The sequence below is a fragment of the Enterobacter sp. PP-008-ECC_S150 genome (genome assembly GCF_045257065.1).
GTDB lineage: Bacteria > Pseudomonadota > Gammaproteobacteria > Enterobacterales > Enterobacteriaceae > Enterobacter > Enterobacter chengduensis.
The window spans coordinates 501,597-526,566 of record NZ_JBJHHG010000001.1 but is presented as its reverse complement, the minus strand read 5'-3'; the positions used below and the strand labels follow the sequence as shown (position 1 = coordinate 526,566).

The following is a 24,970-nucleotide window of genomic DNA, read 5'->3' as shown; positions in this document are numbered from 1 at the left end:
TTTCACTTGCCTCGGAATTAGCGTCAATGACGGAAAACATTCATAAACATCGCATTCTCATCCTGGACTTCGGTTCGCAGTACACTCAGCTGGTGGCGCGTCGCGTACGTGAACTGGGCGTTTACTGTGAGCTGTGGGCGTGGGATGTCACGGAAGCACAGATTCGCGAATTCAATCCAAGCGGCATCATCCTGTCCGGCGGCCCGGAAAGCACCACCGAAGAGAACAGCCCGCGCGCGCCGCAGTACGTGTTCGAAGCGGGCGTGCCGGTATTCGGCGTCTGCTACGGTATGCAGACCATGGCAATGCAGCTGGGCGGCCACGTAGAAGGCTCTAACGAGCGCGAGTTTGGCTATGCGCAGGTAGAAGTGGTAAACGACAGCGCGCTGGTGCGCGGTATCGAAGATTCCCTGACCGCAGACGGCAAACCGCTGCTGGACGTGTGGATGAGCCATGGCGACAAAGTTACCGCCATCCCATCTGACTTCGTGACCGTTGCCAGCACCGAGAGCTGCCCGTTCGCCATCATGGCGAACGAAGAAAAACGCTTCTACGGCGTGCAGTTCCACCCGGAAGTAACCCACACCCGTCAGGGTATGCGCATGCTTGAGCGCTTCGTTCGCGACATCTGCCAGTGTGAAGCCCTGTGGACCCCGGCTAAAATCATCGACGACGCCGTGGAGCGTATCCGCCAGCAGGTAGGCGATGACAAGGTCATTCTCGGCCTTTCCGGCGGCGTGGACTCCTCCGTGACTGCGATGCTGCTGCACCGCGCCATCGGCAAAAACCTGACCTGCGTCTTCGTGGATAACGGCCTGCTGCGTCTGAATGAAGCCCAGCAGGTGATGGACATGTTTGGCGACCACTTCGGCCTGAACATCGTTCACGTGGAAGGCGAGCAGCGCTTCCTGGACGCGCTTAAAGGCGAGAACGATCCGGAAGCGAAACGTAAGATCATCGGCCGCGTGTTCGTGGAAGTGTTCGACGAAGAAGCGCTCAAGCTGGAAGACGTGAAGTGGCTGGCGCAGGGCACCATCTACCCTGACGTGATCGAGTCTGCGGCCTCCGCGACCGGTAAAGCACACGTCATCAAATCTCACCACAACGTGGGCGGCCTGCCGAAAGAGATGAAGATGGGCCTGGTTGAACCGCTGCGCGAGCTGTTCAAAGATGAAGTGCGTAAGATCGGGCTGGAACTGGGTCTGCCGTACGACATGCTCTACCGTCACCCGTTCCCGGGCCCGGGTCTGGGCGTGCGCGTGCTGGGCGAAGTGAAGAAAGAGTACTGCGACCTGCTGCGTCGCGCGGACGCTATCTTCATTGAAGAGCTGCACAAAGCTGACCTGTACAACAAGGTAAGCCAGGCGTTCACCGTGTTCCTGCCGGTTCGCTCCGTCGGCGTGATGGGCGATGGCCGTAAGTACGACTGGGTTGTTTCCCTGCGTGCGGTGGAAACCATCGACTTCATGACCGCGCACTGGGCGCACCTGCCGTATGACTTCCTGGGCCGCGTGTCTAACCGCATCATCAACGAAGTGAACGGCATTTCCCGCGTGGTGTATGACATCAGCGGTAAACCACCGGCTACGATTGAGTGGGAATGATTTCCCAACCGGAAACGTCTGGTACTAACAGGTTCTAAATTATCTCTAAGCCCGCGGATTGCGGGCTTTTTTTTGGACAAAGGCTGGCAACACCATGTCAGGTGAGTGCCAGGTGCGGGCACAATGTAAGGCTATCCATTAAATCCTTATTCGATGCGTTCCACATTTGGATGACGATCGGTTGCGGCTTCATGGAAAATGTCACTCAGCCAGCCGGCAATCTCGCCTTCAGCCATATCGTCTGGAATAGCGATGTCATAGAGTCGAGAAAACTTTCTCTCCGTCAGGTCAGCACGAAATACCAGCCACCGATCATTCTTACGTTGAACGCCAATATGCCGTCCAAAAACGTTATATATCAGCATATGCAATCTCCGATCATGCCAGTGAGTTCCTGTATCTATGATACATACGTCAGAGCAGGCCAGAGAGTAAATCGTAAATTGCGGCGCGCGGAATATACATGAAGAAGAGTATAAAACGGGGCTCAGGGCATGCAAACCATCGGAGCCGTGAAGCGGTGACGCTCGCCCTGAAAGGACGCCACTGGCTCGGTTTACATTTCATGCTGAACGGAGCGTCAGATTAGGTTGCGATCTTTACAGGTGTATTCTGAATAGTCCGCCTACAAATATAAGTAGTTGTAAAATAGATGGAGTTGAGCAGTGGTGTCTTTTAAAACTATAAGTTGTGAATAAGTATTAAACTTACAAAAGTTTACAAATATTCACTATTCATCCACTTTTAGTGCGTGCAATAGTGAGTAGAGGAAATAACGCAAAAAATGGATTTAATAGAATTCATCGGAGCTATTAGTATAACTATGTTCGCATTAGGCGGGAATGAAAAATAACGCTTTAAGTTCCTCGCTAATATTCCATTATCAGAACCTAACTCAGCCATTAATCGTATTCTTATAATAGAATGCGGGATGTTTGAATTAATAATCTTTTACGAAGGTTAAAGGTGAAAAAGTGTCATTCTTGATGCCCGCTAAAGAACGCAAAAGAAACATAAAACTATTTATTATTCTTGAGGTAATAGCAATTTTACTTTGTATCCCATTAGCTTTTCTCATAGAGAGAGTTAATAGCCTGGAGGCGTACTCTACAGAAATCATTTTATTGTATGTAGGGTTATCTATAGTCGTTGTCGATTTTATTTCAAAGGAAAGAAAAAAATGAATAATATCATAGAATTAAGTGTGGATGACATTTCAGCGGTGAGTGGTGGAGGTAACTCAGGTGACCATGAACATTGCTGGAACTCTGTTAAGAACGATGCATTGCATGGTGCCATAGCTTCTGGTTACGCCGGAATGATAGCTGGAGGTATATCAGGAATACCTGGGGGAGTTCCTGGCGTTGTAGGGGGGGGCACAACTGGTTTTGTACGTGGAGCAATAAGAGGCGCGGCTGTCGATGGCATCAAGTCTTATATGCAAAACTGCCTGAAACCTGGCGGTAGTGAGCGAGGTGGTGGCTGGCATGATACCAACCCTGGTGGTATGTCAGGGGAGTGTCGGTGGTGATTTTCTGATGTAAAAAATACTTTTCATTTAAATCATTATCCACCAAATGATTTTTTACCATATTTTATGATGCAGCGCGTGAGGTTATTATTGCTGAATCACATTGTGCTGCATTGTGTGATTATAAAATGAACTAAAAAATATAAAGATTAACAATGAAAATATTCAGGGATGAAGCGCTTAACTATCAAAAAGAGTCAGAATATGGAACCATTATATTGCCGGCATCCTTTTCGCTAACAATATTTTCTGTAGCAGCTCTCTTCATGCTCTTGAGCATATCGTTATTTGTTTATTTTGGTCACTACACCCGTAAGGCACATCTGGTGGGGATCGTTATGCCCTCATCCGGCCTGGTAAAGATTACACCGCAGTATGCCGGATATGTAACTCATCTAATGGTTTCAGAAGGCCGCCATGTTGACGCAGGCGAATCCCTTTATATTATAAGTGGTGAGCATTTTAACGGGTTGGGAACCGGTACCCTGGCGAATGAAAGTCTTTCCCTGAAAACACAATATTCCATGCTGGCCTCTCAGCAGATTCTAGAGTCGCGGGATAACCAGCAACAACAGGAAGCTGTGCGGCAGCGAATTGTCTCCCTGCAGCCACAGGTGAAAAGTGCTGAGCAACGTCTGATGCTGGCTGAACGGCAGGTCCAGCTGACCACCGCAGTCATGGGACGCTATAAAAAACTGGCCGGTACGCATTACGTTTCGGATATCGAATTCCAGCAGAAACAAATCGATGACTCTGCGGCACAGCAAAACGCAGAGGATCAGCGTCAGGCGCTTTTGCAGTTGAATACCACAATAAAAGCGGCTGAAGACGAGCTAAATCACCTAATCGTCCAGGGAGAAAGCCGGAGAGCTGAACTGGACAGACAGCTTCAGGGGATCAAACAATAGCAGGAGGAACTGGCTGGACAGGAGAAGTTCACCCTGACGTCGCCCGTATCCGGCACTGTTGCGGCAGTGCTTGTCAGACAGGGACAGTCTGTCAGAGCATCGGAGCCGGTGACGACGGTAGTGCCTGACAACGCAAGCCTGCAGATTGAACTCTACGCCACAAGTCAGCATGCCGGGTTCATTCAACCAGGGCAGCGTGTGGCTTTGCGGTTCGCAGCCTTTCCCTATCAGAAGTTTGGCGTTCAGTACGGCACTATACGTGAAATCAGCCGCACAACGCTGAGCCCATCGGATTTGCTCTCTGTTTCTCCTGTCACCTGGAAGGAGAATGAAGGGCACTATCGCGTCATAGTCGTACCGGATAAATCCTTCATCTTGGCTTATGGAAAAAAAGAAACCCTGCGTCCCGGTATGACACTCGAGGGGGATGTCAGTCTGGATACTCGTCATTTATGGGAGTGGATGACAGAACCGCTCTGGAGCCTGAAAGGAAAACTGTAGTGGGATCGCTAAACTGGACAAGCAAAAGACGGCTTCACCTGATTCGTCAGACAGAGTCAGCGGAATGTGGCCTGGCGTGCCTGGCGATGATGGCCTGCTGGCATGGTCTGCAGACGGATTTACCCACACTGCGTGAACGCTTTAGTACCAGTACTCAGGGGATGACACTTCAAAGGCTGATCGAGTGCGCAGCAGATATTAGGCTGTCTTCCCGTGCCGTCAGGTTAGAACCGGAAGATCTGAAGTCCTTATCCTTACCGTGTATTCTCCACTGGAATATGAATCATTTCGTTGTGCTCCACAGCGTTCGCGGGAGACATCTCATTATCTATGATCCCGACAAAGGAAAGGTCACACTCTCCCTGCAGGAGGCAGGAAAGCACTTCACCGGCGTTGCTTTGGAGTTGATGCCAGCCAGCGATTTCACGGTCAAGGATGAAAGAAAAAAAATACGCCTTCGCCAGCTTATAGGTAAGACGAGCGGCCTGCTTCCTGCAATATCGCGGATTATGATTTTTTCCCTGGCACTTGAAATCATGACGCTGGCAAGTCCTCTTCTCAACCAGTTGGTTATCGATGAGGTCCTTGTGGCCGCAGATCGAAGCCTGTTAACCGTCATCATCATTGCCCTGCTGCTGCTGTCACTGACTCAGATGCTGCTGTCGCTGGCCCGCCAGTGGGCAAGCATCACACTCTCCGTCAATTTTAATATGCAGTGGACCGCCAGGGTATTTCATCATCTGGTGCGTCTCCCTTTATCCTGGTTCGATGCACGCAGTAAGGGGAGTATTAATGCACGTTTTGATGCAGTAAATGCTATCCAACAGGCGCTGACCTCGCAGTTACTGGAAGGTATTCTTGATGTGCTGCTTGTGGTAACCGCCCTCTTCATGATGTTGCTGTACAGTCCTGAAATGACGGTGATCGCGGTGCTGGCTGCCGCCATTTACGGTGTACTGAGAGCGTTGTGGTATCCATCCCTGCGGCAGTCGGCGGAAGATGCCTGGGATGCCGGTGCAAGGGAGTCCGGGCATTTTCTTGAAACCCTCAACGGAATCCTGAGCCTGAGAATAAACGGTGTCACCGCACACCGCGAAGCCGCCTGGCTGAATTTAAATGTAGTCCGCAGAAATACACAGCTACGCCAGAACCGCCTGCTGATGTGCTATGACATTGCACATACACTGACCGGCAGTCTGGTATCGGCGGTTATTTTATGGAAAGGTGCCGATGAGGTGCTGCACGGTACCTTTACCGTCGGGATGCTGGTTGCCTATTTGTCTTACCAGATGCGTTTTTCTTCGAGCATCAGCAGTCTGACGGATAAGTTTTTTGCCTGGCGTATGCTTGATGTTTATAACGAGCGTCTGGCTGATATTGTGCTCACTCCGACAGAAGGCCATCTGCAGCAACCCGTTCAGGAGGGTGGCAGCATATCTACCGTTTCCTCTGTATTCCAGGACAGAGAGTCCGAAACTGCCGATGTTTCGTTATCACTTACACATATAATCTTCAGCCATAAGGGTAGCAATAAGCCTCTACTCCGCGGCGTATCGCTGACGTTGCACCCGGGCGAAGTGGTCGCCATTACGGGTAAATCCGGATGTGGCAAATCGACGCTGGTAAAGCTTATCTTAGGGATTTATATCCCTGATGAAGGAACGATCAGAACATTTGGCATACCGCATACCCATCCGGATTATTTCCGGATACGCCGGCGCATTGGTACCGTACTACAGGATGACCACCTGTTCCGGGGCTCCATAGCAGATAACATCATCTTTTTCAGTGAGGACCGCAATCCTGAAAGAATGATCCACTGTGCCCGCCTTGCGATGATTGACAGCGATATCATGGCAATGCCGATGGGATATCAGACATTGATCGGGGAAACCGGTGGAGGACTATCTGGAGGCCAGAAGCAGCGTATTCTGCTGGCAAGGGCGCTGTACAAGAAACCGGGATTTTTGTTACTGGATGAAGCGACGAGCCATCTTGATATTGAGAGTGAAATACTGATAAGCCAGACGCTACGTCAACTGGGTATATCTGTCCTGCTCATCGCCCATCGCCCCGAAACCATTGCATCTGCAGACCGGGTCCTTTATCTGTCCGAGGGAACTTTTAAGGAACTGAAGCACCAGCGCTTAATCGATGATGAGCAGGTTTATGCATCTTAATGACGCATGATAGGCCAAAAATACCTTTACGTTCTATGCTGTTAGCGCCAGTGATATAGGACTGTAATTCACCATTTGAATTGTCCGCTCCACCTGACATGTTGTTTCCTTGAGGTTCTCACACCAGAAAGTACATCGACATGCTGAGCAGAGAAGACTTTTACATGATAAAGCAAATGCGTAAGCAAAGTGCGAACATTGTCGATATTGCAACCCAGGTTGGTTGCTCTGAGCGTATAGTCAGGCGGTACCTTAATTACCCTGAACCATCAGCTAGAAAAACGCGCCACAAAATGGCCAAAAGCGCAACGCTAATAAGTGATGATGAAATGGCGGAATGCGGACAGTAGAAATAATTAAATATCGGACATTAAAAATGGCGAAAAGGGGGCGCGGATTTTCGACATGGTACATGTGATGATCAGATGCGTTCTGCCGGACCCGAAAGACCGGGTCAGGGCTTTTCCGGTGACTCTTTATACTCGTGGACTGTATTGGGGCGTTGTGAGGGGGATGTTCTGATGAGTGACCAGGAACAGTTACTAAAGAGCCTTGCCCCGCTTATGGCGGGCAATCGTCTGAATAATCTGGTTGATCAGCTTGCCGTCGTCGCAGACCTGCTGGAAATGGCCGATAACGCGATGGTCGAAAAACTGGCTGGCGTTTTTGACGATGTCGTGACCGTCGGCTGGGAAGGGGGGAACCGCGCTACGCATGGCGTGGGGGAGCAGGTTAACCGGGAAGGGGATATTTCGCTTCGTCAGGTGTTTACTATCCTCAACGACCCTGATACCCGCCGCGGCATCATGCTTTTGCTGCGCGTGTTACAGATTACGGGGCAGCGTCTAAATGCCCTCGCTTCGGTCAGCTATCCTGAGTGTCCTGAGATCGAAAACCGCTAAGAGCGGGCGGATGTTCACCGGAAACGGTGATTATGCCGGGTAGCGGGTTTATGTTACCCGGCCTGTTGAGCGTTACCGTAGGCTATTTCTCCCCGCTCCCCAACCTATACGCCAGCGCCACCACCAGCGACTGCACCAGGCACAGCGTCGCCGACTGAGACCGGAACGCGTCCACCTGCGCCTCTTTCACCACAAAGCAGAGATCGCTGAACGTCGCCAGCGGGCTGATCTGGCTGTCCGTAATCACAATCTGCCGCGCGCCGACGCTGGCGGCGGTTTCGCTGACCATCACCGTCTCTTCCGCGTACGGCGAGAAGCTTATCGACACCACAATGTCGCGTGCCTTAATGCGGCTGATCTGCTCGCGCAGCATCCCGCCCATGCCGTCGAGAAGGATAGGGCGGCACTCCAGATGGCTCAGTGCATAGGTAAGGTACGCGGCAACGCTAAAGGAGCGGCGCAGTCCGGCGATGTAGATGGTGTCGGCGTCGGCCAGCAGCTGTACCGCACGCTCCAGCATTTCGGGCTCGGCGCGGGCGGCAAGCTGCTGCAGCGCCTGCGCGTTCGAGCGGGCAAACTCCTGCAGGATATCGAGCGGCGTTTCCGGCACGGCCTCGCTCTCCATTTCGCGGAACAGCCGGGCGCGGTCGCTGTAGCTGGCGGTCTCCTCTACCAGGTTCATGCGAAACAGCTGTTTCATTTCGTTGAAGCCGGTGAAGTCGAAGGCGTTAGCAAAGCGGATCAGCGTCGAGGGCGGCACGTCGGCGCGCTCGGCAATAACGGCAACCGTATCGAAGGCCACGCTGTTGGTGTTGTCCAGCACGTAGCGTGAGACCTGCTGCAGCCTCTTGCTCAGGCTATCGTAGCGATCGCGGATTTGCTGCTGCAGTTCGTTCAGGCTGGTTGCTGTGCTCATGTTATCCCCCAAATACAGTCTTATGATTCTAAACGCAAAACCGCGTCTTTTAAATGTCGGCCATCCATCTGGCAGCAAAAATGAAACAGAAGCTTCAGCCATTTCCTCGCCCGAAATTCCTTAATAGCGCACGTGGCGTCAGTGGTGCTGGCTGTTAACATAAAAATCCATCCTTGATCACAATAATCATCATTTATTTTATTTCAACTTAAAATGGAATATTTGTTTCATATATAGTGTCCAGTACACAGCGTTCAGGTCACAGTCACGTATCAACAGCGAGAGGTTAAGGATGGAGACGGTAGCGAATTTTATTCACGGCGAATGTGTCACCGGTTCAGGCCAGCGCGTTCAGGCGATCTTCAACCCGGCCACCGGCAAGCAGATCCGCCAGGTGGTGATGAGTACGGCGCAGGAAACGGAGCAGGCGATTGCCGCCGCGCAGCAGGCGTTTCCCGCGTGGGCACGCCAGGCTCCGCTTAAGCGCGCGCGCGTGATGTTCCACTTCAAGGCGCTGCTGGAAGAGAATATGGCGCGCCTGGCCCGCCTCATCAGTGAGGAGCACGGCAAGGTCTTTTCCGACGCGGTGGGTGAACTGACCCGCGGCCTGGAAGTGGTGGAGTTTGCCTGCGGTATTCCGCATCTGCAAAAGGGCGAACACTCGGCGAACGTCGGCACGGGCGTCGACAGCCACTCGCTGATGCAGCCGCTCGGCGTCTGCGTTGGGATCACGCCGTTTAACTTTCCGGCGATGGTGCCGATGTGGATGTTCCCGATTGCGCTGGCGACCGGCAACACCTTCGTGCTGAAACCGTCGGAAAAAGATCCTTCTCTCGCGCTCGCGCTGGCGCAGCTGCTGAAAGAGGCTGGCCTGCCGGACGGCGTCTTCAACGTGGTGCAGGGCGATAAGGAGTCCGTTGACGTGCTCCTGACCGACCCGCGCGTGCAGGCGGTGAGCTTTGTCGGCTCCACGCCGATTGCGGAATACATCTACCAGACCGCGTCCGCCCACGGGAAGCGCTGTCAGGCGCTGGGCGGGGCGAAAAACCACTGCATCCTGATGCCGGACGCCGACATGGAGATGGCGGCCAACGCCATTATGGGGGCTGGCTTCGGCGCGGCGGGAGAGCGCTGCATGGCGCTTTCGGTGGTGGTGGCGGTAGGGGATAACACCGCCGATGACCTCTGCGCCCGGCTGGAAAAACAGATTGCCGCGCTGCGCGTCGGGCCGGGTCTGGACCAGACGCCGGAAAACGAAATGGGGCCGCTCATCTCGTCCGCCCACCGCAGCAAGGTGCTGGGCTACATCGACAGCGGGGAAGCGCAGGGGGCGACGCTTCGCGTGGACGGACGCGGCTTCAGCGTGAAGGGCCACGAGCAGGGCTACTTCGTCGGGCCGACGCTGTTCGATAACGTCACCCCGGAGATGACCATCTATAAAGAAGAGATTTTTGGTCCGGTGCTTTCTGTGGTGCGCGTAGCAGATTACGCCAGCGCGGTGGACCTGATTAACCGCCATGAATATGGTAATGGCTCGGCCATTTTCACCCGTGACGGCGGCTGCGCGCGCCGCTTCTGCGAGGAGGTGCAGGCGGGCATGGTGGGCGTCAACGTGCCGATCCCGGTGCCGATGGCGTTCCACAGCTTTGGCGGCTGGAAGCGCTCCATCTTCGGGGCGCTCAACGTCCACGGCAGCGACGGCGTGCGCTTCTACACCCGAATGAAAACCATCACCGCGCGCTGGCCGGAAATGCAGCAGGAGACAGGCGCTGCGTTCTCCATGCCAACGCTGGGCTGACAGGAGGTTTTATGCAAACCGAACGAATGACCATGGCCCAGGCGCTGGTCCGGTTCCTGAATCAACAGTACGTCAGCGTGGACGGCAACGAAACGCCCTTCGTGGAGGGCGTGGCGACTATTTTCGGGCACGGCAACGTGCTGGGCATCGGCCAGGCGCTGGAGCAGGATCCGGGCCATCTGCAGGTGATGCAGGGCTGCAACGAGCAGGGCATTGCCCATATGGCAACGGGATTTGCCAAACAGCACCGCCGTCAGCGCATCTTTGCCGTCACCTCGTCCGTCGGGCCGGGGGCGGCCAATATGGTGACCGCCGCGGCCACCGCCACGGCTAACCGCATCCCGCTGCTGTTGCTGCCGGGCGATATCTATGCCAGCCGCCAGCCGGACCCGGTGCTGCAGCAGATCGAGCAGTATCACGATCTCAGCATCAGCACCAACGACTGCTTCCGTCCGGTCTCCCGCTACTGGGACCGCATCAATCGTCCCGAGCAGCTGATGAGCGCCATGCTCAGCGCGATGCGAACGCTTACTGACCCGGCAGATACCGGTGCGGTGACGATTTGCCTGCCGCAGGACGTGCAGGGCGAGGCCTGGGACTATCCGCTGAGCTTTTTCGCGCGTCGCGTGCACCACATCGAGCGTCGTCCGCCCGATCCGCAGCGTCTGGCGCAGGCGCGGGCGCTGATCGCCCGCAAGCGTCGTCCGCTGGTGGTGTGCGGCGGGGGCGTGCGCTACTCCGGCGCGCATGAGGCGTTTCGCGACTTCGTCGAGACGCTGCATCTACCGTTCGCCGAAACCCAGGCCGGGAAGGGGGCGCTGGTAAGTGACCACCCACTTAACTTGGGCGGCGTGGGGGTAACGGGCGGGCTGGCGGCCAACCAGCTCGCGCCGCAGGCCGATCTGGTGATTGGCATCGGCACGCGCCTGACCGACTTTACTACCGGCTCTAAGGCGCTCTTCTCTCATCCGGACGTCGAATTCCTGCTGCTGAACGTGGCCGAGTTCGACGCCCTGAAGCTGGACGCCACGGCGCTGATTGCCGATGCCCAGACCGGGCTGCAGGCCTTAACCCACGCGCTCGGGGATTATCGCAGCGGCTGGGGAGAGGCCATCGCCCAGGCGAAATCCGCCTGGCACGACGAGTGCCGCCGCCTGTGGGATCGCCAGTGGCGTCCGGGCGACGCGCCCGAAGTGGCGGGGCACATGGACGCGCGGCTGGCAGAATACGGCGAGACGCTCAACACCCGCCTGACCCAGACGCGGGTGCTGGGGCTGATCAACCAGCATATTGAAGAAAGCGCCATTGTGGTGGGCGCGGCCGGTTCGCTGCCGGGGGATTTACAGCGCCTCTGGCAGGTTAAAACGCCGGACAGCTATCACCTGGAGTACGGCTACTCCTGCATGGGCTACGAGATTGCGGCGGCCCTCGGCGCGAAGCTCGCCAGGCCCGAGCTGCCGGTGTACGCCATGGTGGGGGATGGCTCCTACATGATGCTGCACTCGGAGCTGCAAACCGCGGTGCAGGAGGGCATTAAGGTCACCGTTCTGCTGTTTGATAACGCCAGCTTCGGCTGCATTAACAACCTGCAGATGGGGCACGGCATGGGCAGTTTTGGCACGGAAAACCGCCATCGCAACCCGGAAACAGGGCGGCTCGACGGGCCGCTGGTGAAGGTCGATTTTGCGCAAAACGCGGAGAGCTACGGCTGCCGCGCGTGGCGGGTACACGATGAGCAAAGCCTGCTGGCGGCGCTGGAGGCGTCGCGGGCGCATCCGGGCCCGACGCTGCTGGACATCAAGGTGCTGCCGAAGACCATGACCCACGATTACGCCTCCTGGTGGCGAACCGGCGATGCGCAGGTGGCAGAGTCGTCTGCCGTGCGTGAAGCCGCGGCGCACGCTCAGGCGCAGGTGAAAAAAGCCCGTCAGTACTAAGATTTTCCGCCGTAACGAAATTTTCATTTCATTTTCCCCTCACCCTAACCCTCTCCCCATCGGGGAGAGGGGATTGTGTGGTGCACTCTTTTCTCCCTCGCCCCTTTGGGGAGAGGGCCGGGGTGAGGGGAGCTGCTGTATGTCCTCCCATGTTGTGAGATTGATAACAAAATTTATCTCAATCATCTCAAAAGTGTTAACCTGCACTCAAAAACATAATTTTCACTATTTATAAAAATGAAATAAATGTTTTATTTATAGGGTCGTTAGTTCACAGCATTCACCAACACCGGGAGCCGTTATGTTTAACATTGCTTTACTGGGCGCTGGCCGAATTGGCCAGGTACATGCAGCTAACATCGCCAGCCACGGCGCGACCACGCTCTGGTCCGTGGTTGACCCGAATCAGGAATTTGCCACCCGTCTCGCCGCGCAGTACCAGGCCCGCCAGCAGAGCCTGGAGGAGGCAATGACCGACCCTAACGTTCACGCCGTGCTGATCGCCTCCGCCACCGATACCCACGCGGACCTGATTGAAATGGCCGCCCGCCACGGCAAGGCCATCTTTTGTGAAAAGCCGGTACATCTCGACCTCGCCCGCGTGCGCGACTGCCTGAAGGTGGTCAAAGAGTACGACGTGCCGCTGTTCATTGGCTTTAACCGCCGCTTTGACCCTCAGTTCCGCCGCGTGAAAACCGACGCGCAGGCCGGGCGCATCGGCAAGCCAGAATCACTGCTGATTATCTCCCGCGACCCGTCCCCGCCGCCTGCGGAGTACGTGCGCGTCTCCGGCGGCATGTTCCGCGATATGACCATTCACGACTTTGATATGGCGCGCTTCATCATGGGCGAAGAGCCGGTGTCGGTGTATGCCCAGGGCAGCAACCTGGTGGATCCGGCGATTGGCGAGGCGGGGGACATCGACACCGCGTTTATCGTTCTGAAATATGCCTCCGGCGCGATGGCGACCATCGTCAACAGCCGCCGTTCATCTTACGGCTACGACCAGCGCCTGGAGCTGCACGGCTCCGAAGGGCTGCTGTGCGCGGGCAACATTCTGGAAAACCAGGTGCAGCACTACGGCAAACAGGGCTGCACCAGCGCGCTGCCGGAACACTTCTTCCTGCAGCGCTACAAATCCGCTTACGCCGCGGAATGGGAACACTTTGTTGCGGTCCTGCGCGGCGAAGCGGTGCCTGACTGCAGCGGCGATGATGGTGAACGTGCGCTGTACCTTGCGGATAAAGCGCTGGAGTCACTGCGCAGCCAGCGCGAGATCGTCCTCTAAACACAACCACCCTACACAGAGAGACATAATAATGAAAAAACTGATCGTAGCCGCCCTCATCGCCATGACGTCCGGGGCCGCCCTCGCCGAAAACGAGCAAATTGTTTTCAGTACGCCAAACCTGGCCATGCCGTTTGAAGTTCACATGCAGCGCACGGCGGTGAAAGCCGCGAAAGAGATGGGCGTAAAGCTTCAGGTGCTGGACGGGCAGGGCAGCTCGCCGAAGCAGGTAGCGGACCTGGAAAACGCCATCACCCGCGGGGCGCAGGGCTTTATCGTCTCCCCGAACGACGTTAACGCGGTCTCCAGCGCGGTGGATGAAATTCAGGATGCGAAGCTGCCGGTGGTCACCCTTGACCGCTCCGTCGACAGCCAAAAGAAAGTCCCGCACTTTGGCGCCAACAACTACAAGGGCGGCCAGGCGGTTGGCGATTTTGTGAAAACTAAATTCCCCAACGGTGCCGACATCATTCTGCTGACCGGCCAGCCGGGCTCCTCTTCCAACATCGAACGCACCAAAGGGATCCGCGACAGCCTGAAGGCGGGCGGGGATAAGTACAAGATCGTCGCCGATCAGACCGGCAACTGGATGCGTTCGGAAGGGATGCGCATCGTGGAAAGCGTGCTGCCCTCGCTGCCGAAGCGTCCGCAGGTGATCCTCTCCGCCAACGACGATATGGCGCTGGGGGCGATTGAAGCCCTGCAGAGCCAGGGCGTGAAGCCGGGCGAAATCCTCGTGACCGGCTTTGACGCGGTGCCGGAAGCGCTGGCCCGCGTGCGCGACGGCTGGCTGGCGGTAACGGCGGACCAGCGTCCGGGCTTTGCGGTGCAGACGGCGATGAGCCAGCTGGTGGCCAACGTGCGCGAGAAGAAAGCCATCACCGGGGCCGACTACCCGCCGACGCTGATCACCAAAGAGAACCTGCAGCAGGCCGAGCGTATCGGTGAGGCCGGTAACTGATAAGTCCCGAGCCGCCTCTGGCGGCTCATCATGAGGAGGAGCAGACCGATGTCGCAACCCTTACTGAAAGTGACCGACCTGGCGAAAAGCTTTTCCGGCGTCTGGGCGCTGAGCAGCGCTCAGCTAACCGTCGGCGCGGGCGAGATCCACGCCCTGCTGGGGGAAAACGGGGCGGGAAAATCCACGCTGCTGAAGGCGCTCGCGGGCGCGCAGCCGCAAACCCGCGGGGATATCTGGTTCAACGGCGAAACGCTGCCGGTGGATGACTCCCCGGTGGAACGGCAGAACAAGGGCATCATCACCATCTACCAGGAATTCAACCTGCTGCCCAACATGACCGTCGCGGAAAACATGTTTCTCGGGCGCGAGCCGCGTAAACGTAACCTGATCGTTGACGAAAGGGCGGTTAACCAGGAGGCGCAGGTCATTCTTGATTACCTGCAGCTGAACGTTGCGCCGACCACGCCGGTTGCCCGCCTGAGCGTTGCCCAGCAGCAGATGGTGGAGATTGCCCGGGCGCTGACCCTCAACGCCCGGCTAATCATTATGGACGAACCCTCCGCCGCGCTGAGCGACAGCGAGGTGGAAAGCCTGCACCGCGTGGTGCGCGAGCTTAAAAACCGCGGCGTGAGCATTATTTACGTCACCCACCGCCTGCACGAAGTTTTCCAGCTTTGCGACCGCTTCACCGTTTTCCAGGACGGCCGCTTCACCGGCACCGGCGCGGTGGCGGAGACCAACGTCGAACAGCTGATCCGCCTGATGGTCGGTCGCGACGTGGCCTTTAACCGTCGCCCCGCCAGCGAAACGCATCATGAGGATAAACCCGTCCGCCTGGCGGTGAAGGGGCTGAGCCGCGAAAAGCCGCCGCTGGATCCGCACGGCATTGCCCTGCACGACATCAGCTTCCACGTCCACGCCGGGGAAGTGTTAGGCATTGCCGGGCTGGTGGGCGCCGGGCGCACCGAGGTGGCGCGCTGCCTGTTTGGCGCGGACGCCTTTACCTCCGGGAGCTTTGCGCTGGACGGCGTGCCGTACCAGCCGCGCGACCCGCTCTACGCCCTCGATCAGGGCCTGGCGCTGGTGCCGGAAGACCGCAAAAAAGAGGGGGCGGTGCTGGGGCTGTCGATTCGCGACAACCTGTCGCTCTCCTGCCTCTCCTCGCTGCTGCAGTGGCGCTGGTTCGTGAACACCCGCAAAGAGGACGATCTGATCGAGTCCTACCGCAAGGCGCTGCAGATCAAAATGGTCAACAGCGCGCAGGAGGTGCGCAAGCTCTCCGGCGGCAACCAGCAAAAGGTGATCCTCGCGCGCTGCATGGCGCTCAACCCGCGGGTGCTGATCGTCGATGAGCCGACGCGCGGCATCGACGTGGGGACCAAATCGGAAGTGCACCAGGTGCTCTTTGACATGGCGAAAAAGGGCGTGGCGGTGATCGTGATCTCCTCCGATCTGCCGGAGGTGATGGCGGTGTCCGACCGGATCATCACCCTCAGCGAAGGGCGGGTGACCGGCGAGATCCACGGTGACGACGCTAATGAAGAACGGCTGATGACGATGATGGCCATCAACCACAACGCCCTGAACGCGGCATAACGGAGTTTCTCATGACGCAGATGATTACTAAAACGCAGGCCCCGGTCAAACGCGCCGGACGCATCGATCCCATCGCCTTCTTCGAGCGCTTCGGGGTCCTGATTTTCATGATCCTGCTGCTGATCTTCTTCCAGTCGCAGAACAGCAACTTTTTCTCTGAGCGTAATATTTTCAACATCCTGACCGAAGTTTCCATCTACGGGATCATGGCCGTGGGGATGACCTTTGTCATCCTGACCGCCGGGATTGACCTCTCCGTGGGCTCCATTCTGGCGGTGTGCGCCATGACCGCGGCGTACGTGATCAAGGGCGATAACTTCACCACCGTCGACCCGAACGCCTGGGGCGGCATGAGCTGGCTGATTGGGCTGGGGATTTGTCTGGCGATGGGCACGGCGATTGGCTTCCTGCACGGCCTGGGCGTGACCCGCCTGCGCCTGCCGCCGTTCATCGTCACCCTCGGCGGGATGACCATCTGGCGCGGCCTGACGCTGGTGATCAACGACGGCGCGCCGATCGCCGGTTTCGATCAGGGCTACCGCTGGTGGGGGCGCGGGGAGCTGCTCGGCATCTCCATTCCGATCTGGATTTTCGCCATCGTTGCCCTCGGCGGCTATCTGGCGCTGCATAAAACCCGCTGGGGCCGCTTCGTCTACGCCATCGGCGGTAACCCGGAGGCGGCGCGCCTGGCGGGGGTGAACGTCAAGCGCGTGCTGGTCAGCGTCTACGTGCTGATTGGCTGCCTGGCGGGGCTGGCGGGCTTCATTCTGAGCGCGCGTCTGGGAAGCGCCGAGGCGGTGGCCGGGATCTCCTTCGAGCTGCGCGTCATCGCCTCGGTGGTGATCGGCGGCACCTCGCTGATGGGCGGCTACGGGCGCATCGGCGGCACCATTATCGGCTCCATCATCATGGGTATTCTGATTAACGGCCTGGTGCTGATGAACGTCTCGGCCTACTACCAGCAGATTATCACCGGATTAATTATCGTTCTGGCGGTGGCGTTTGACACCTACGCCAAGAGCCGTCGCGGCGCACTGTGAGGATAGCGATGAAAGAGGTTCGTATTGGATTAATTGGCACCGGGTATATCGGCAAGGCGCACGCCATCGCCTATGCCCAGGCCCCGACGGTGTTCAACCTGCGCGGCAGGCTGGTGCGCGAGATGGTGGCGGAAGTCACGCCGGAGCTGGCGGCAGCGCGCGCGCAGGCGTTTGGCTTCAACCGCTCCACCGGTGACTGGCGGGCGCTGGTGGCTGACCCGACCATTGACGTGGTGGATATTTGTTCGCCCAACCACCTGCATAAAGAGATGGCGCTGGAGGCGATCCGCCACGGCAAGCACGTTTACTCGGAGAAGCCGCTGGCGCTGAACGCCCACGACGCGCGTGAGATGGTCGACGCCGCGAAGCGGGCAGGGGTGAAAACGCTGGTGGGGTTCAACTACATGAAGAACCCGACCGCGCAGCTGGCGAAGGAGATTATCGCGCGCGGCGAGATTGGCGAAGTGATCCACTTCTACGGCACCCACAACGAAGACTATATGGCCGACCCGCTGTCGCCCATTCACTGGCACTGCTTTAAGGAGACCGCCGGGCTGGGGGCGCTGGGCGATCTCGCGGCGCATATCGTCAATATGGCCCAGTACCTGGTGGGGGAGATTGAGCAGGTCTGCGGCGATCTGAAGATCGTGGTCCCGGCGCGCCCCGCGAAGGCCGGATCGTCGGAGATGATTGCCGTCGAAAACGAGGATCAGGCCCACGCGATGGTGCGCTTCGCGGGTGGGGCGCAGGGCGTGATTGAAACCTCCCGCGTCGCCTGCGGCCGCAAGATGGGGCTGTCGTACGTCATTACCGGCACGAAAGGCGCCATCAGCTTCACCCAGGAGCGCATGGCCGAGCTGAAGCTCTATCTGCATGACGATCCGGTGAACCGTCAGGGGTTCCGCACGCTGCTCGTCGGCCCGTCGCACCCGGACTACGCCGCGTTCTGCATGGGCGCGGGCCACGGGATTGGCTTTAACGATCAAAAAACGGTCGAGGTGCGCGACCTGGTGGACGGGATTGCCGCCGACGCGCCGATGTGGCCGGACTTCGAGGCGGGCTGGAAGGTGTCGCGCGTGCTGGACGCGATCGCGCTCTCGCACCGGGAAGGCCGCTGGCTGAACGTGAACGACATTGTCTGAAGAGGGTTCAACGTGGAAAAGCAGTTTGATGTGATATGCATGGGCCGCGTGGCGGTAGACCTCTACAGCCAGCAGATTGGCGCCCGTCTGGAGGACGCGTCGAGCTTCGCCAAATACCTCGGCGGGTCGTCCGGCAACGTGGCGTACGGCACCGCGCGTCAGGGCCTGCGCTCCTCGATGCTGGCGCGCGTCGGCGATGAACATATGGGCCGCTTCCTGCGGGAAGAGCTTAACCAGGTAGGCTGCGATACCAGCCATCTGATTACCGATAAAGACCGCCTTACGGCTCTGGTGCTGCTCGGCATTAAAGACCGGGACACCTTTCCGCTGATTTTTTATCGCGATAACTGTGCGGACATGGCGATTACCGCCCGCGATGTGGACGAAAGCTACATTGCCTCCGCACGGTGTCTTGCCATCACCGGGACTCATCTTTCTCATCCGCAAACCCGCGAGGCGGTGCTGACGGCGCTGGGCTATGCCCGCCGTCACGGCGTGCGCACGGTGCTGGACATTGACTACCGTCCGGTGCTGTGGGGGCTGACCTCGCTGGGCGACGGGGAAACGCGCTTTATCGCCGCCGATAAGGTCACCCGCGAGCTGCAGGAGGTGCTGCACCTCTTCGACGTCATCGTCGGCACCGAGGAGGAGTTCCACATTACGGGCGGCAGCACCGATACGCTGACGGCGCTGGGGCAGGTGCGTGCCGTGAGTCAGGCCGCGCTGGTCTGCAAGCGCGGGGCGCTCGGCTGCTCGGTCTTTACCGACGCCATTCCGCCCCGGCTGGACGACGGCCTGACGGTGACCGGCGTGCGCGTGGAGGTGCTGAACGTCCTCGGCGCGGGGGACGCGTTTATGTCCGGCCTGCTGCGCGGCTACCTGAACGACGAGGGCTGGGAGCAGGCGTGCCGCTACGCCAACGCCTGCGGCGCGCTGGTGGTGTCGCGCCACGGCTGCGCCCCGGCGATGCCGAGCAAGATCGAGCTGGATGATTATCTTTCCCGCGCTGCGGATGTGCCGCGACCGGATCTCGACCCGCGTCTGAACCATCTCCACCGGGTGACCACCCGTCGCCGCGAGTGGCCGGAGCTGTGCGTGATGGCCTTCGACCACCGCAGCCAGCTTGAGGATATGGCGATGCAGTGCGGCGCGTCGCTGAAGCGCATTCCGGCGCTGAAGCAGCTGATCCTGCAGGCCAGCCGCGAGGCGGCGAGCCGCGCCGGTCTGGAGGGCAAAGCCGGCCTGCTGTGCGACGGCACCTTTGGTCAGGACGCGCTGAACGCTATCACCGGGGAAGGATGGTGGATTGGTCGCCCCATCGAGCTGCCGGGATCCCGACCGCTGGAAATGGAGCACGGCAACATCGGCACCCAGCTTATCGGCTGGCCGCAGGAGCACGTGGTGAAGTGCCTGGTCTTTTTCCATCCGGAAGATGCCCACGGCCTGCGCCTGGAGCAGGAGCAGAAAATCGCCGAGGTGTACCACGCCTGCTGCCAGTCCGGGCACGAGCTGCTGCTGGAGGTGATCCTGCCCGCGACCATGCCGCGCAGCGACGAACTTTACCTGCGCGCCATCTCCCGCTTTTACAACCTGGGCATTTACCCCGACTGGTGGAAGCTGCCGCCGCTCTCCGCAAAGGGCTGGACGGCGCTGAGCGAGGTTATCGAACGCCGGGACCCACACTGTCGCGGGGTGGTGATCCTTGGTCTGGACGCCCCGGCGGAACAGCTGCGCGCCGACTTCCGGGCCGCCGCGGGGCAGGCGCTGGTGAAAGGCTTCGCCGTGGGGCGCACGCTGTTTGGCGACGCCTCCCGCGCGTGGCTGAAGCACGATATTGACGACGCGCAGCTGGTGGCGCGCATTCGGGACAACTACCTGCAGCTTATCGCCTGGTGGCGCGAGCGCGGAGACGCATAATGGAGACGACGATGAATGTACAACTGGGCATTAACCCGCTGACGTGGACGAATGACGATCTGCCTTCCCTCGGCGCGGAGACGTCGCTGGAGACCTGTCTGAGCGAAGGTAAAGAGGCCGGTTTTGCCGGTTTCGAGCTGGGCAATAAATTCCCGCGAGAAGCGCGCCTGCTCGGCCCGATTTTACAGCGCCACGACCTGCAGCTGGTCTCTGGCTGGTACTCCGGCCGCCTGCTGGAGCGCAGCGTGGAGGAGGAAATTGCCGCCGTGCAGTCCCACCTGACGCTGCTGCGCGAGCTGGGGGCGAAGGTGCTGGTCTTTGCGGAGGTGAGCGGCTGCATTCACGGCGAGCAGCAGACCCCGGTGCATCTGCGCCCGCGCTTCCCGCAGGAACGCTGGAAGGCGTACGGCGAAAAGCTCACCGAATTTGCCCGCTATACCCAGCAGCAGGGGGTGCAGATTGCCTACCATCACCATATGGGCACGGTGATTGAGTCCGCTGAGGACGTGGACAACCTGATGACCCATACCGGCGAAGAGGTCGGATTGCTGCTGGATACCGGCCATCTGACCTTTGCCGGGGCCGATCCGCTGGCGGTGGCCCAGCGCTGGGCGTCGCGTATCAACCACGTTCACTGCAAAGACGTGCGTGCCGACGTGCTGGCGGACGTGAAAAACCGCAAAACCAGCTTCCTCGATGCGGTGCTGAGCGGCGTGTTTACCGTGCCGGGCGACGGCTGCGTCGATTATCCGCCGATCGTGCGGCTGCTGAAGGCGCAGGATTATCGCGGCTGGCTGGTGGTGGAGGCGGAGCAGGATCCGGCGATTGCCCATCCGCTGACCTACGCCCGTCTGGGGTACAACAACCTGAGCCGCCTGGCGCGCGACGCCGGACTGATTTGAGGAGGGGGACATGTCACGTCTGTTATCACGCTGGCAACAGCCGAACGCGGAGGGGCGGACCCAGTCCGTCACGCCGGAAAGCGCGGGGTGGGGGTACGTCGGCTTTGCGGCGCATGAGCTGCAGGAGGGGCAGACGCTGACGCTGCCCGCCGTCAGCGAGGAGCGCTGCCTGGTGCTGGTCGCCGGGCGGGCTTCCATCCGCACGCCTTCCGCGGAGTTTAACGACATCGGTGAGCGGATGAGCCCCTTCGAGCGCATCAAGCCGTGGGCGGTGTACGTTACCCCGCAGGAGACGGTGCAGGTGAAGGCGCTGACCAGGCTGGAGCTGGCGGTCTGCGCCGCGCCGGGCAAGGGTACGCATCCGACGCGGCTGATTGCGCCGCAGGATATCGACGGCGAGGCGCGCGGCAAGGGCAATAACCGGCGCTACGTGCATAACATTCTGCCGGAGGATAAACCTGCCGACAGCCTGCTGGTGGTGGAGGTCTGGACCAACGAAGGCTGCACCAGCTCGTACCCGAGCCACAAGCACGACACGGACAATCCGCCGAGTGAGACCTATCTGGAGGAGACCTACTACCATCGACTCAACCCGGAGCAGGGGTTCTGCATGCAGCGCGTCTACACCGACGACAGAACGCTGGATGAGTGTATGGCGGTCTATAACCGTGACGTGGTCATGGTGCCGAAGGGCTACCACCCGGTAGCGACAATGGCCGGGTATGACAGCTATTACCTCAACGTGATGGCGGGCCCGGTGCGCAAATGGATGTTTACCTGGGAAGAGGATCACGCGTGGATTAATCGGGATTATCCCGCGGACAGCGGTGGCAAGCGCGGGTTAGCCACCAGAACACCAGCGCCAGCAGGCTGACCGAGGCGCCAAGCAGACAGACGCCAGGCCAGCCGGCAAAGGCGTACGTCATCGTCGAGCTGAGCGCACCCAACCCGCTGCCGACGGCATAAAAAAGCATGTACAGGCCGACCAGTCGGCTGTGCGCCTCGGGACGGGTGCGAAAAATCATGCTTTGATTAGTGACGTGCAGCGCCTGACCGCCCAAATCGAGCAATATGATGCCGATAAGCAAAATCCCGAGTGAATGGTCCATGAGCGACAACGGCCACCAGGCTAACAGCAGGAGAGCCAGCGCCGCCGCGCTGGTGCGTTGGGCATATCCCCGATCGGCCCAGCGTCCTGCCCGACCCGCTGCCAGCGCGCCTACCGCGCCGACCAGCCCAAACGCGCCAATCGCGGTGTGCGAGAAGTTATACGGCGGTGCGCTCAGCGGCAGCACCAGCGCGCTCCAGAAAATGTTGAACGTTGCAAACATCAGCAGCGCCAGCACGCCGCGTATCTGCAGCACTTTTTCCTGTCGCAACAGCGTGAGCATCGAGCCAATCAGCCGCGGGTAGCTCATCGTGGCAGTGACGGCCGGCAGGGCGGGGAGCTTCCACCACAGCGGTAACGCAATCATGAGCATCAGCGCGGCAGCACAAAGATAAACCCCGCGCCAGCCGGTGATATCGCCGATCCCACCGGCAAAGACGCGCGCGAGCAGCAGACCGACGAACACGCCGCCTTGCGCTGCGCCGATGACGCGTCCCTGTTCATGGGGCGATGCGGCGCTGGCGGCATAGGCGATCAGCCCCTGCGTCATTGCCGTACCGAGCATTCCGGTTGCAAGCATACCGATAAGCAGAGCGGAGGCGGACTGTGCCATGCTGACGGAAACCAGCGCGGCGACCAGGGCAATCAGCTGGATTGCCATCAGTCGTCGGCGATCCACTTTGTCACCCAGCGGAACCACAAGCAAAAGGGCTAACGCGCAGCCAATTTGCGTCGCGGTCACCACGCCACCCACGGCCGCATGGCTGATGCCGAAATCGTTCGCCAGCGCGTCAAGTAAAGGCTGGGCGTAATAGACGTTTGCCACGCTTAGGCCGCTGGCAATGGCGAAGAGCCAGACCATGCCGCGCGGCATGGTGGCTGAAGGAAGGGCGGATGTCAGTGACATGTTCAAAATCCTCGCCTTTGATAACCTGGTTTTAAAATGAAACTGGTTGAATGCTAGGCTATGTAGTTTTAAAATGCAACTAGTTTGGGCTGCCCTTTACGAGGATAACGAGTAATGACCCAGAAGAAGGAAAGAGAGGAATATTGTCCCGTTGCCCGCAGCGTTGATTTGATCGGCGATCGCTGGTCGCTTCTTATTGTGCGAAATGCGTTTGATGGCATGACGCGCTTTGGGGATTTTCAGCGCAGCCTGGGTGTAGCACGCAACATTCTTTCAGACCGGCTTCGCAAGCTGGTTGAGGCGGACATCCTGACGTTACAGGGAGCATCAGACGGTACGGCTTATCAGGAATATGTCTTGACCGACAAAGGTGAAGGGCTTTTTCCTGTGGTCGTGGCGCTGCGTCAGTGGGGGGAGCAGAATCTCTTTGCGCAGGGCGAGCGCCACTCGCTGCTGGTCGACAGGCGGACGGGCAAGCCTGTTCCCTTTATGGCGCCAGCAGCGCATGACGGTACCGCGCTGCTGCCTGGGGATACGGAAGTGCAGAAAGTTGAATAAGCCGCCGCGGTCGTTAATTGCTCCTGACCGCCTGCTCAATCGTCCGGGCGATGGCTTCCGGCTGGCTCACCATCGACACGTGGCTTGCCGCCACCTCGGCGGTTTTCGCATGGATCGTCTTCGCGATCGCACGTTCAAGTGCGGGGTTGATCATTCGGTCATTCGTGCTGACCACATACCAGCTCGGTTTATCATGCCACGCCGCGTGGGCGACCTTTTCACCAAACGCCTCGGCCTTAATGGGCCCCTGCGTGGCTGCAGTGGTGTTTTGAATGTCTGGCTTCACGTCAGGCGCGAAGTCCTTTCTGACGGCTCCTGTCGGCAGGTATAAATAGCCGTCCGCCGTTTTGGCAATGCCCGCGCTGCCCGGCGGCGCAGGGAAGCTTCCCGCCAGGTCCGCCGTCGACTGGCCGGAGTCCGGCGCGAATGCCGCCACGTACACCAGCGATTTTACCCGCGCATCGTTACCCGCCTCGCTAATCACGGTGCCGCCCCAGGAGTGGCCTACCAGCACCACGTCACCCTGCGCGCGGGCGATGGCCCGCTTTGTGGCTGCAACGTCATCCTTAAGCGAGGTGAGCGGTAGCTGGACGGCAATGACCTCTGCGTGCTGCTTCTGCAGCAGGGTAATGACCTTATTCCAGCTGCTGCCGTCGGCAAATGCGCCGTGTACCAGCACGACGCTGGTTTTACTCTGCGCAAAGGCGCTGGCGGAAAGCGCCAGCAGGCCTGCCGTGACTACAGACAGTGCTTTCATCTTCAGACTCCTTAAAAATGGTGGACCGCCGCGTGGGGCGGTACGGTGAATTCAACGGTTTTATGGTCGAGCGGCTTATGCGTCGGGTCGGCCAGAATAATGGTCACCTTGTGTTTCCCTGCGGGCAGACCCACCAGGATCACCGGCTCTCCGCTGGCGTCAGCCCAGTGCCACGGCGCGTCATCCACCACCACGTGAATGTGCCCGATGCGCGGGGTGACCTTGAGCGCGTCGGGCCCGAACACCGGCTCGATGCGCAGGTTTTCGGCACGGTACTGGATAAACACCGCGCCTTTGCTCAGCGGCCCGGCAAGCGGCGGATCGACGATCAGTTTTGCAGGCGGCTGCGGCTGCGCCAGCGGGGCAACGGCGGCGGGGCCGTTAACGTCAGCGGCGCTCAGATTGTCCAGCGGTGTGGCCTGGACACGTGCTACAGATGTCAGGACAAGCAGGGGGAAAAGTAAATAGCGACGAATCATTGCTCTCTCTCCTCATCGGTTCTCGATGGCGACAGGGA

At 58.8% G+C, this 24,970-nt stretch carries 20 protein-coding genes and 2 pseudogenes; 17 read left to right on the top strand and 5 right to left on the bottom strand.

The window, feature by feature from the left end:
• Positions 1 to 26 precede the first annotated feature (26 nt).
• Positions 27 to 1,604, top strand: coding sequence for a glutamine-hydrolyzing GMP synthase (gene guaA, locus ACJBF3_RS02360; RefSeq protein WP_045326002.1), 1,578 nt, complete (start codon positions 27 to 29; stop codon positions 1,602 to 1,604).
• Positions 1,605 to 1,750: 146 nt separating this feature from the next.
• Here the strand turns inward: guaA and ACJBF3_RS02355 are convergent, their stop codons facing one another.
• Positions 1,751 to 1,969 (bottom strand): hypothetical protein, encoded by a 219-nt coding sequence (locus ACJBF3_RS02355; RefSeq protein WP_045325990.1) that lies wholly within the window; start codon positions 1,967 to 1,969, stop codon positions 1,751 to 1,753.
• 815 nt (positions 1,970 to 2,784) lie between these two features.
• Between ACJBF3_RS02355 and ACJBF3_RS02350 the strand changes: the two genes are divergently transcribed.
• The 5 genes and pseudogenes from ACJBF3_RS02350 (at position 2,785) to ACJBF3_RS02330 (ending at position 7,626) form a co-directional block, all read left to right on the top strand.
• Positions 2,785 to 3,135, top strand: coding sequence for a hypothetical protein (locus tag ACJBF3_RS02350; RefSeq protein ID WP_406544670.1), 351 nt, complete (start codon positions 2,785 to 2,787; stop codon positions 3,133 to 3,135).
• Positions 3,136 to 3,290: 155 nt separating this feature from the next.
• A pseudogene (locus ACJBF3_RS02345) lies at positions 3,291 to 4,544 on the top strand (HlyD family secretion protein).
• Positions 4,544 to 6,724, top strand: coding sequence for a peptidase domain-containing ABC transporter (locus tag ACJBF3_RS02340; protein WP_080351123.1), 2,181 nt, complete (start codon positions 4,544 to 4,546; stop codon positions 6,722 to 6,724). The pseudogene ACJBF3_RS02345 and the gene ACJBF3_RS02340 overlap by 1 nt, the downstream one beginning before the upstream one ends.
• 140 nt (positions 6,725 to 6,864) lie before the next feature.
• Positions 6,865 to 7,026, top strand: a pseudogene (locus ACJBF3_RS02335) (IS21 family transposase); the annotation flags it as partial.
• A 219-nt stretch (positions 7,027 to 7,245) separates the two neighbouring features.
• On the top strand, positions 7,246 to 7,626 hold the full coding sequence (locus ACJBF3_RS02330; protein WP_045325988.1) for a DUF1641 domain-containing protein: 381 nt from the start codon (positions 7,246 to 7,248) through the stop codon (positions 7,624 to 7,626).
• An 82-nt stretch (positions 7,627 to 7,708) separates the two neighbouring features.
• Here the strand turns inward: ACJBF3_RS02330 and ACJBF3_RS02325 are convergent, their stop codons facing one another.
• A complete protein-coding gene (locus tag ACJBF3_RS02325) occupies positions 7,709 to 8,542 on the bottom strand; it encodes a MurR/RpiR family transcriptional regulator (RefSeq protein ID WP_045325987.1) in 834 nt (277 codons plus the stop codon).
• Positions 8,543 to 8,834: 292 nt separating this feature from the next.
• On the opposite strand from ACJBF3_RS02325, the gene ACJBF3_RS02320 reads away from it, so the two are divergent.
• The 10 genes from ACJBF3_RS02320 to iolB all read left to right on the top strand — a co-directional run bounded on the left by ACJBF3_RS02320 (position 8,835) and on the right by iolB (position 21,997).
• Positions 8,835 to 10,340, top strand: coding sequence for a CoA-acylating methylmalonate-semialdehyde dehydrogenase (locus ACJBF3_RS02320; protein WP_045325986.1), 1,506 nt, complete (start codon positions 8,835 to 8,837; stop codon positions 10,338 to 10,340).
• Positions 10,341 to 10,351: 11 nt separating this feature from the next.
• A complete protein-coding gene (iolD, locus tag ACJBF3_RS02315) occupies positions 10,352 to 12,277 on the top strand; it encodes a 3D-(3,5/4)-trihydroxycyclohexane-1,2-dione acylhydrolase (decyclizing) (protein ID WP_045325985.1) in 1,926 nt (641 codons plus the stop codon).
• A 301-nt stretch (positions 12,278 to 12,578) separates the two neighbouring features.
• Complete coding sequence (gene iolG / locus ACJBF3_RS02310) at positions 12,579 to 13,565, top strand: inositol 2-dehydrogenase (protein ID WP_045325983.1); 987 nt, start codon at positions 12,579 to 12,581, stop codon at positions 13,563 to 13,565.
• A 31-nt stretch (positions 13,566 to 13,596) separates the two neighbouring features.
• Positions 13,597 to 14,526 (top strand): sugar ABC transporter substrate-binding protein, encoded by a 930-nt coding sequence (locus tag ACJBF3_RS02305; RefSeq protein WP_045325982.1) that lies wholly within the window; start codon positions 13,597 to 13,599, stop codon positions 14,524 to 14,526.
• A 48-nt stretch (positions 14,527 to 14,574) separates the two neighbouring features.
• A complete protein-coding gene (locus ACJBF3_RS02300; RefSeq protein ID WP_045325981.1) occupies positions 14,575 to 16,122 on the top strand; it encodes a sugar ABC transporter ATP-binding protein in 1,548 nt (515 codons plus the stop codon).
• 11 nt (positions 16,123 to 16,133) lie between these two features.
• Positions 16,134 to 17,162 carry an ABC transporter permease gene (locus ACJBF3_RS02295; RefSeq protein ID WP_045325980.1) on the top strand — a complete coding sequence of 343 codons (1,029 nt, stop codon included), beginning with the start codon at positions 16,134 to 16,136 and terminating at the stop codon, positions 17,160 to 17,162.
• An 8-nt stretch (positions 17,163 to 17,170) separates the two neighbouring features.
• Positions 17,171 to 18,304, top strand: a complete 1,134-nt coding sequence (locus ACJBF3_RS02290; RefSeq protein WP_045325979.1) for a Gfo/Idh/MocA family protein — start codon at positions 17,171 to 17,173, stop codon at positions 18,302 to 18,304.
• Between the two features lie 12 nt (positions 18,305 to 18,316).
• Complete coding sequence (gene iolC / locus ACJBF3_RS02285; protein WP_045325977.1) at positions 18,317 to 20,221, top strand: 5-dehydro-2-deoxygluconokinase; 1,905 nt, start codon at positions 18,317 to 18,319, stop codon at positions 20,219 to 20,221.
• 11 nt (positions 20,222 to 20,232) lie between these two features.
• The gene (iolE, locus tag ACJBF3_RS02280) at positions 20,233 to 21,123 is read left to right on the top strand and encodes a myo-inosose-2 dehydratase (RefSeq protein WP_045326131.1); all 891 of its coding nucleotides are present in this window, start codon (positions 20,233 to 20,235) and stop codon (positions 21,121 to 21,123) included.
• Positions 21,124 to 21,133: 10 nt separating this feature from the next.
• Positions 21,134 to 21,997, top strand: coding sequence for a 5-deoxy-glucuronate isomerase (gene iolB, locus ACJBF3_RS02275; protein ID WP_045325975.1), 864 nt, complete (start codon positions 21,134 to 21,136; stop codon positions 21,995 to 21,997).
• Here the strand turns inward: iolB and ACJBF3_RS02270 are convergent.
• Complete coding sequence (locus tag ACJBF3_RS02270; RefSeq protein ID WP_045325974.1) at positions 21,924 to 23,138, bottom strand: MFS transporter; 1,215 nt, start codon at positions 23,136 to 23,138, stop codon at positions 21,924 to 21,926. The genes iolB and ACJBF3_RS02270 overlap by 74 nt on opposite strands.
• Positions 23,139 to 23,252: 114 nt before the next feature.
• Between ACJBF3_RS02270 and ACJBF3_RS02265 the strand changes: the two genes are divergently transcribed.
• Positions 23,253 to 23,696 carry a helix-turn-helix domain-containing protein gene (locus ACJBF3_RS02265; RefSeq protein WP_045325972.1) on the top strand — a complete coding sequence of 148 codons (444 nt, stop codon included), beginning with the start codon at positions 23,253 to 23,255 and terminating at the stop codon, positions 23,694 to 23,696.
• A gap of 13 nt (positions 23,697 to 23,709) precedes the next feature.
• On the opposite strand, the gene ACJBF3_RS02260 is transcribed toward ACJBF3_RS02265, so the two are convergent.
• Positions 23,710 to 24,453, bottom strand: a complete 744-nt coding sequence (locus ACJBF3_RS02260; RefSeq protein ID WP_045325969.1) for an alpha/beta fold hydrolase — start codon at positions 24,451 to 24,453, stop codon at positions 23,710 to 23,712.
• An 11-nt stretch (positions 24,454 to 24,464) separates the two neighbouring features.
• On the bottom strand, positions 24,465 to 24,932 hold the full coding sequence (locus tag ACJBF3_RS02255) for a DUF6130 family protein (protein WP_045325967.1): 468 nt from the start codon (positions 24,930 to 24,932) through the stop codon (positions 24,465 to 24,467).
• Positions 24,933 to 24,970: the final 38 nt, after the last annotated feature.

Excerpts from the sequence above, each read along its gene's own strand:
- guaA (WP_045326002.1), top strand. The coding sequence starts at position 27 with ATGACGGAAAACATTCATAAACATCGCATTCTCATCCTGGACTTCGGT.
- ACJBF3_RS02355 (WP_045325990.1), bottom strand. The coding sequence starts at position 1,969 with ATGCTGATATATAACGTTTTTGGACGGCATATTGGCGTTCAACGTAAG.
- ACJBF3_RS02350 (WP_406544670.1), top strand. The coding sequence starts at position 2,785 with ATGAATAATATCATAGAATTAAGTGTGGATGACATTTCAGCGGTGAGT.
- ACJBF3_RS02330 (WP_045325988.1), top strand. The coding sequence starts at position 7,246 with ATGAGTGACCAGGAACAGTTACTAAAGAGCCTTGCCCCGCTTATGGCG.
- ACJBF3_RS02325 (WP_045325987.1), bottom strand. The coding sequence starts at position 8,542 with ATGAGCACAGCAACCAGCCTGAACGAACTGCAGCAGCAAATCCGCGAT.
- ACJBF3_RS02320 (WP_045325986.1), top strand. The coding sequence starts at position 8,835 with ATGGAGACGGTAGCGAATTTTATTCACGGCGAATGTGTCACCGGTTCA.
- iolD (WP_045325985.1), top strand. The coding sequence starts at position 10,352 with ATGCAAACCGAACGAATGACCATGGCCCAGGCGCTGGTCCGGTTCCTG.
- iolG (WP_045325983.1), top strand. The coding sequence starts at position 12,579 with ATGTTTAACATTGCTTTACTGGGCGCTGGCCGAATTGGCCAGGTACAT.
- ACJBF3_RS02305 (WP_045325982.1), top strand. The coding sequence starts at position 13,597 with ATGAAAAAACTGATCGTAGCCGCCCTCATCGCCATGACGTCCGGGGCC.
- ACJBF3_RS02300 (WP_045325981.1), top strand. The coding sequence starts at position 14,575 with ATGTCGCAACCCTTACTGAAAGTGACCGACCTGGCGAAAAGCTTTTCC.
- ACJBF3_RS02295 (WP_045325980.1), top strand. The coding sequence starts at position 16,134 with ATGACGCAGATGATTACTAAAACGCAGGCCCCGGTCAAACGCGCCGGA.
- ACJBF3_RS02290 (WP_045325979.1), top strand. The coding sequence starts at position 17,171 with ATGAAAGAGGTTCGTATTGGATTAATTGGCACCGGGTATATCGGCAAG.
- iolE (WP_045326131.1), top strand. The coding sequence starts at position 20,233 with ATGAATGTACAACTGGGCATTAACCCGCTGACGTGGACGAATGACGAT.
- iolB (WP_045325975.1), top strand. The coding sequence starts at position 21,134 with ATGTCACGTCTGTTATCACGCTGGCAACAGCCGAACGCGGAGGGGCGG.
- ACJBF3_RS02270 (WP_045325974.1), bottom strand. The coding sequence starts at position 23,138 with ATGTCACTGACATCCGCCCTTCCTTCAGCCACCATGCCGCGCGGCATG.
- ACJBF3_RS02265 (WP_045325972.1), top strand. The coding sequence starts at position 23,253 with ATGACCCAGAAGAAGGAAAGAGAGGAATATTGTCCCGTTGCCCGCAGC.
- ACJBF3_RS02260 (WP_045325969.1), bottom strand. The coding sequence starts at position 24,453 with ATGAAAGCACTGTCTGTAGTCACGGCAGGCCTGCTGGCGCTTTCCGCC.
- ACJBF3_RS02255 (WP_045325967.1), bottom strand. The coding sequence starts at position 24,932 with ATGATTCGTCGCTATTTACTTTTCCCCCTGCTTGTCCTGACATCTGTA.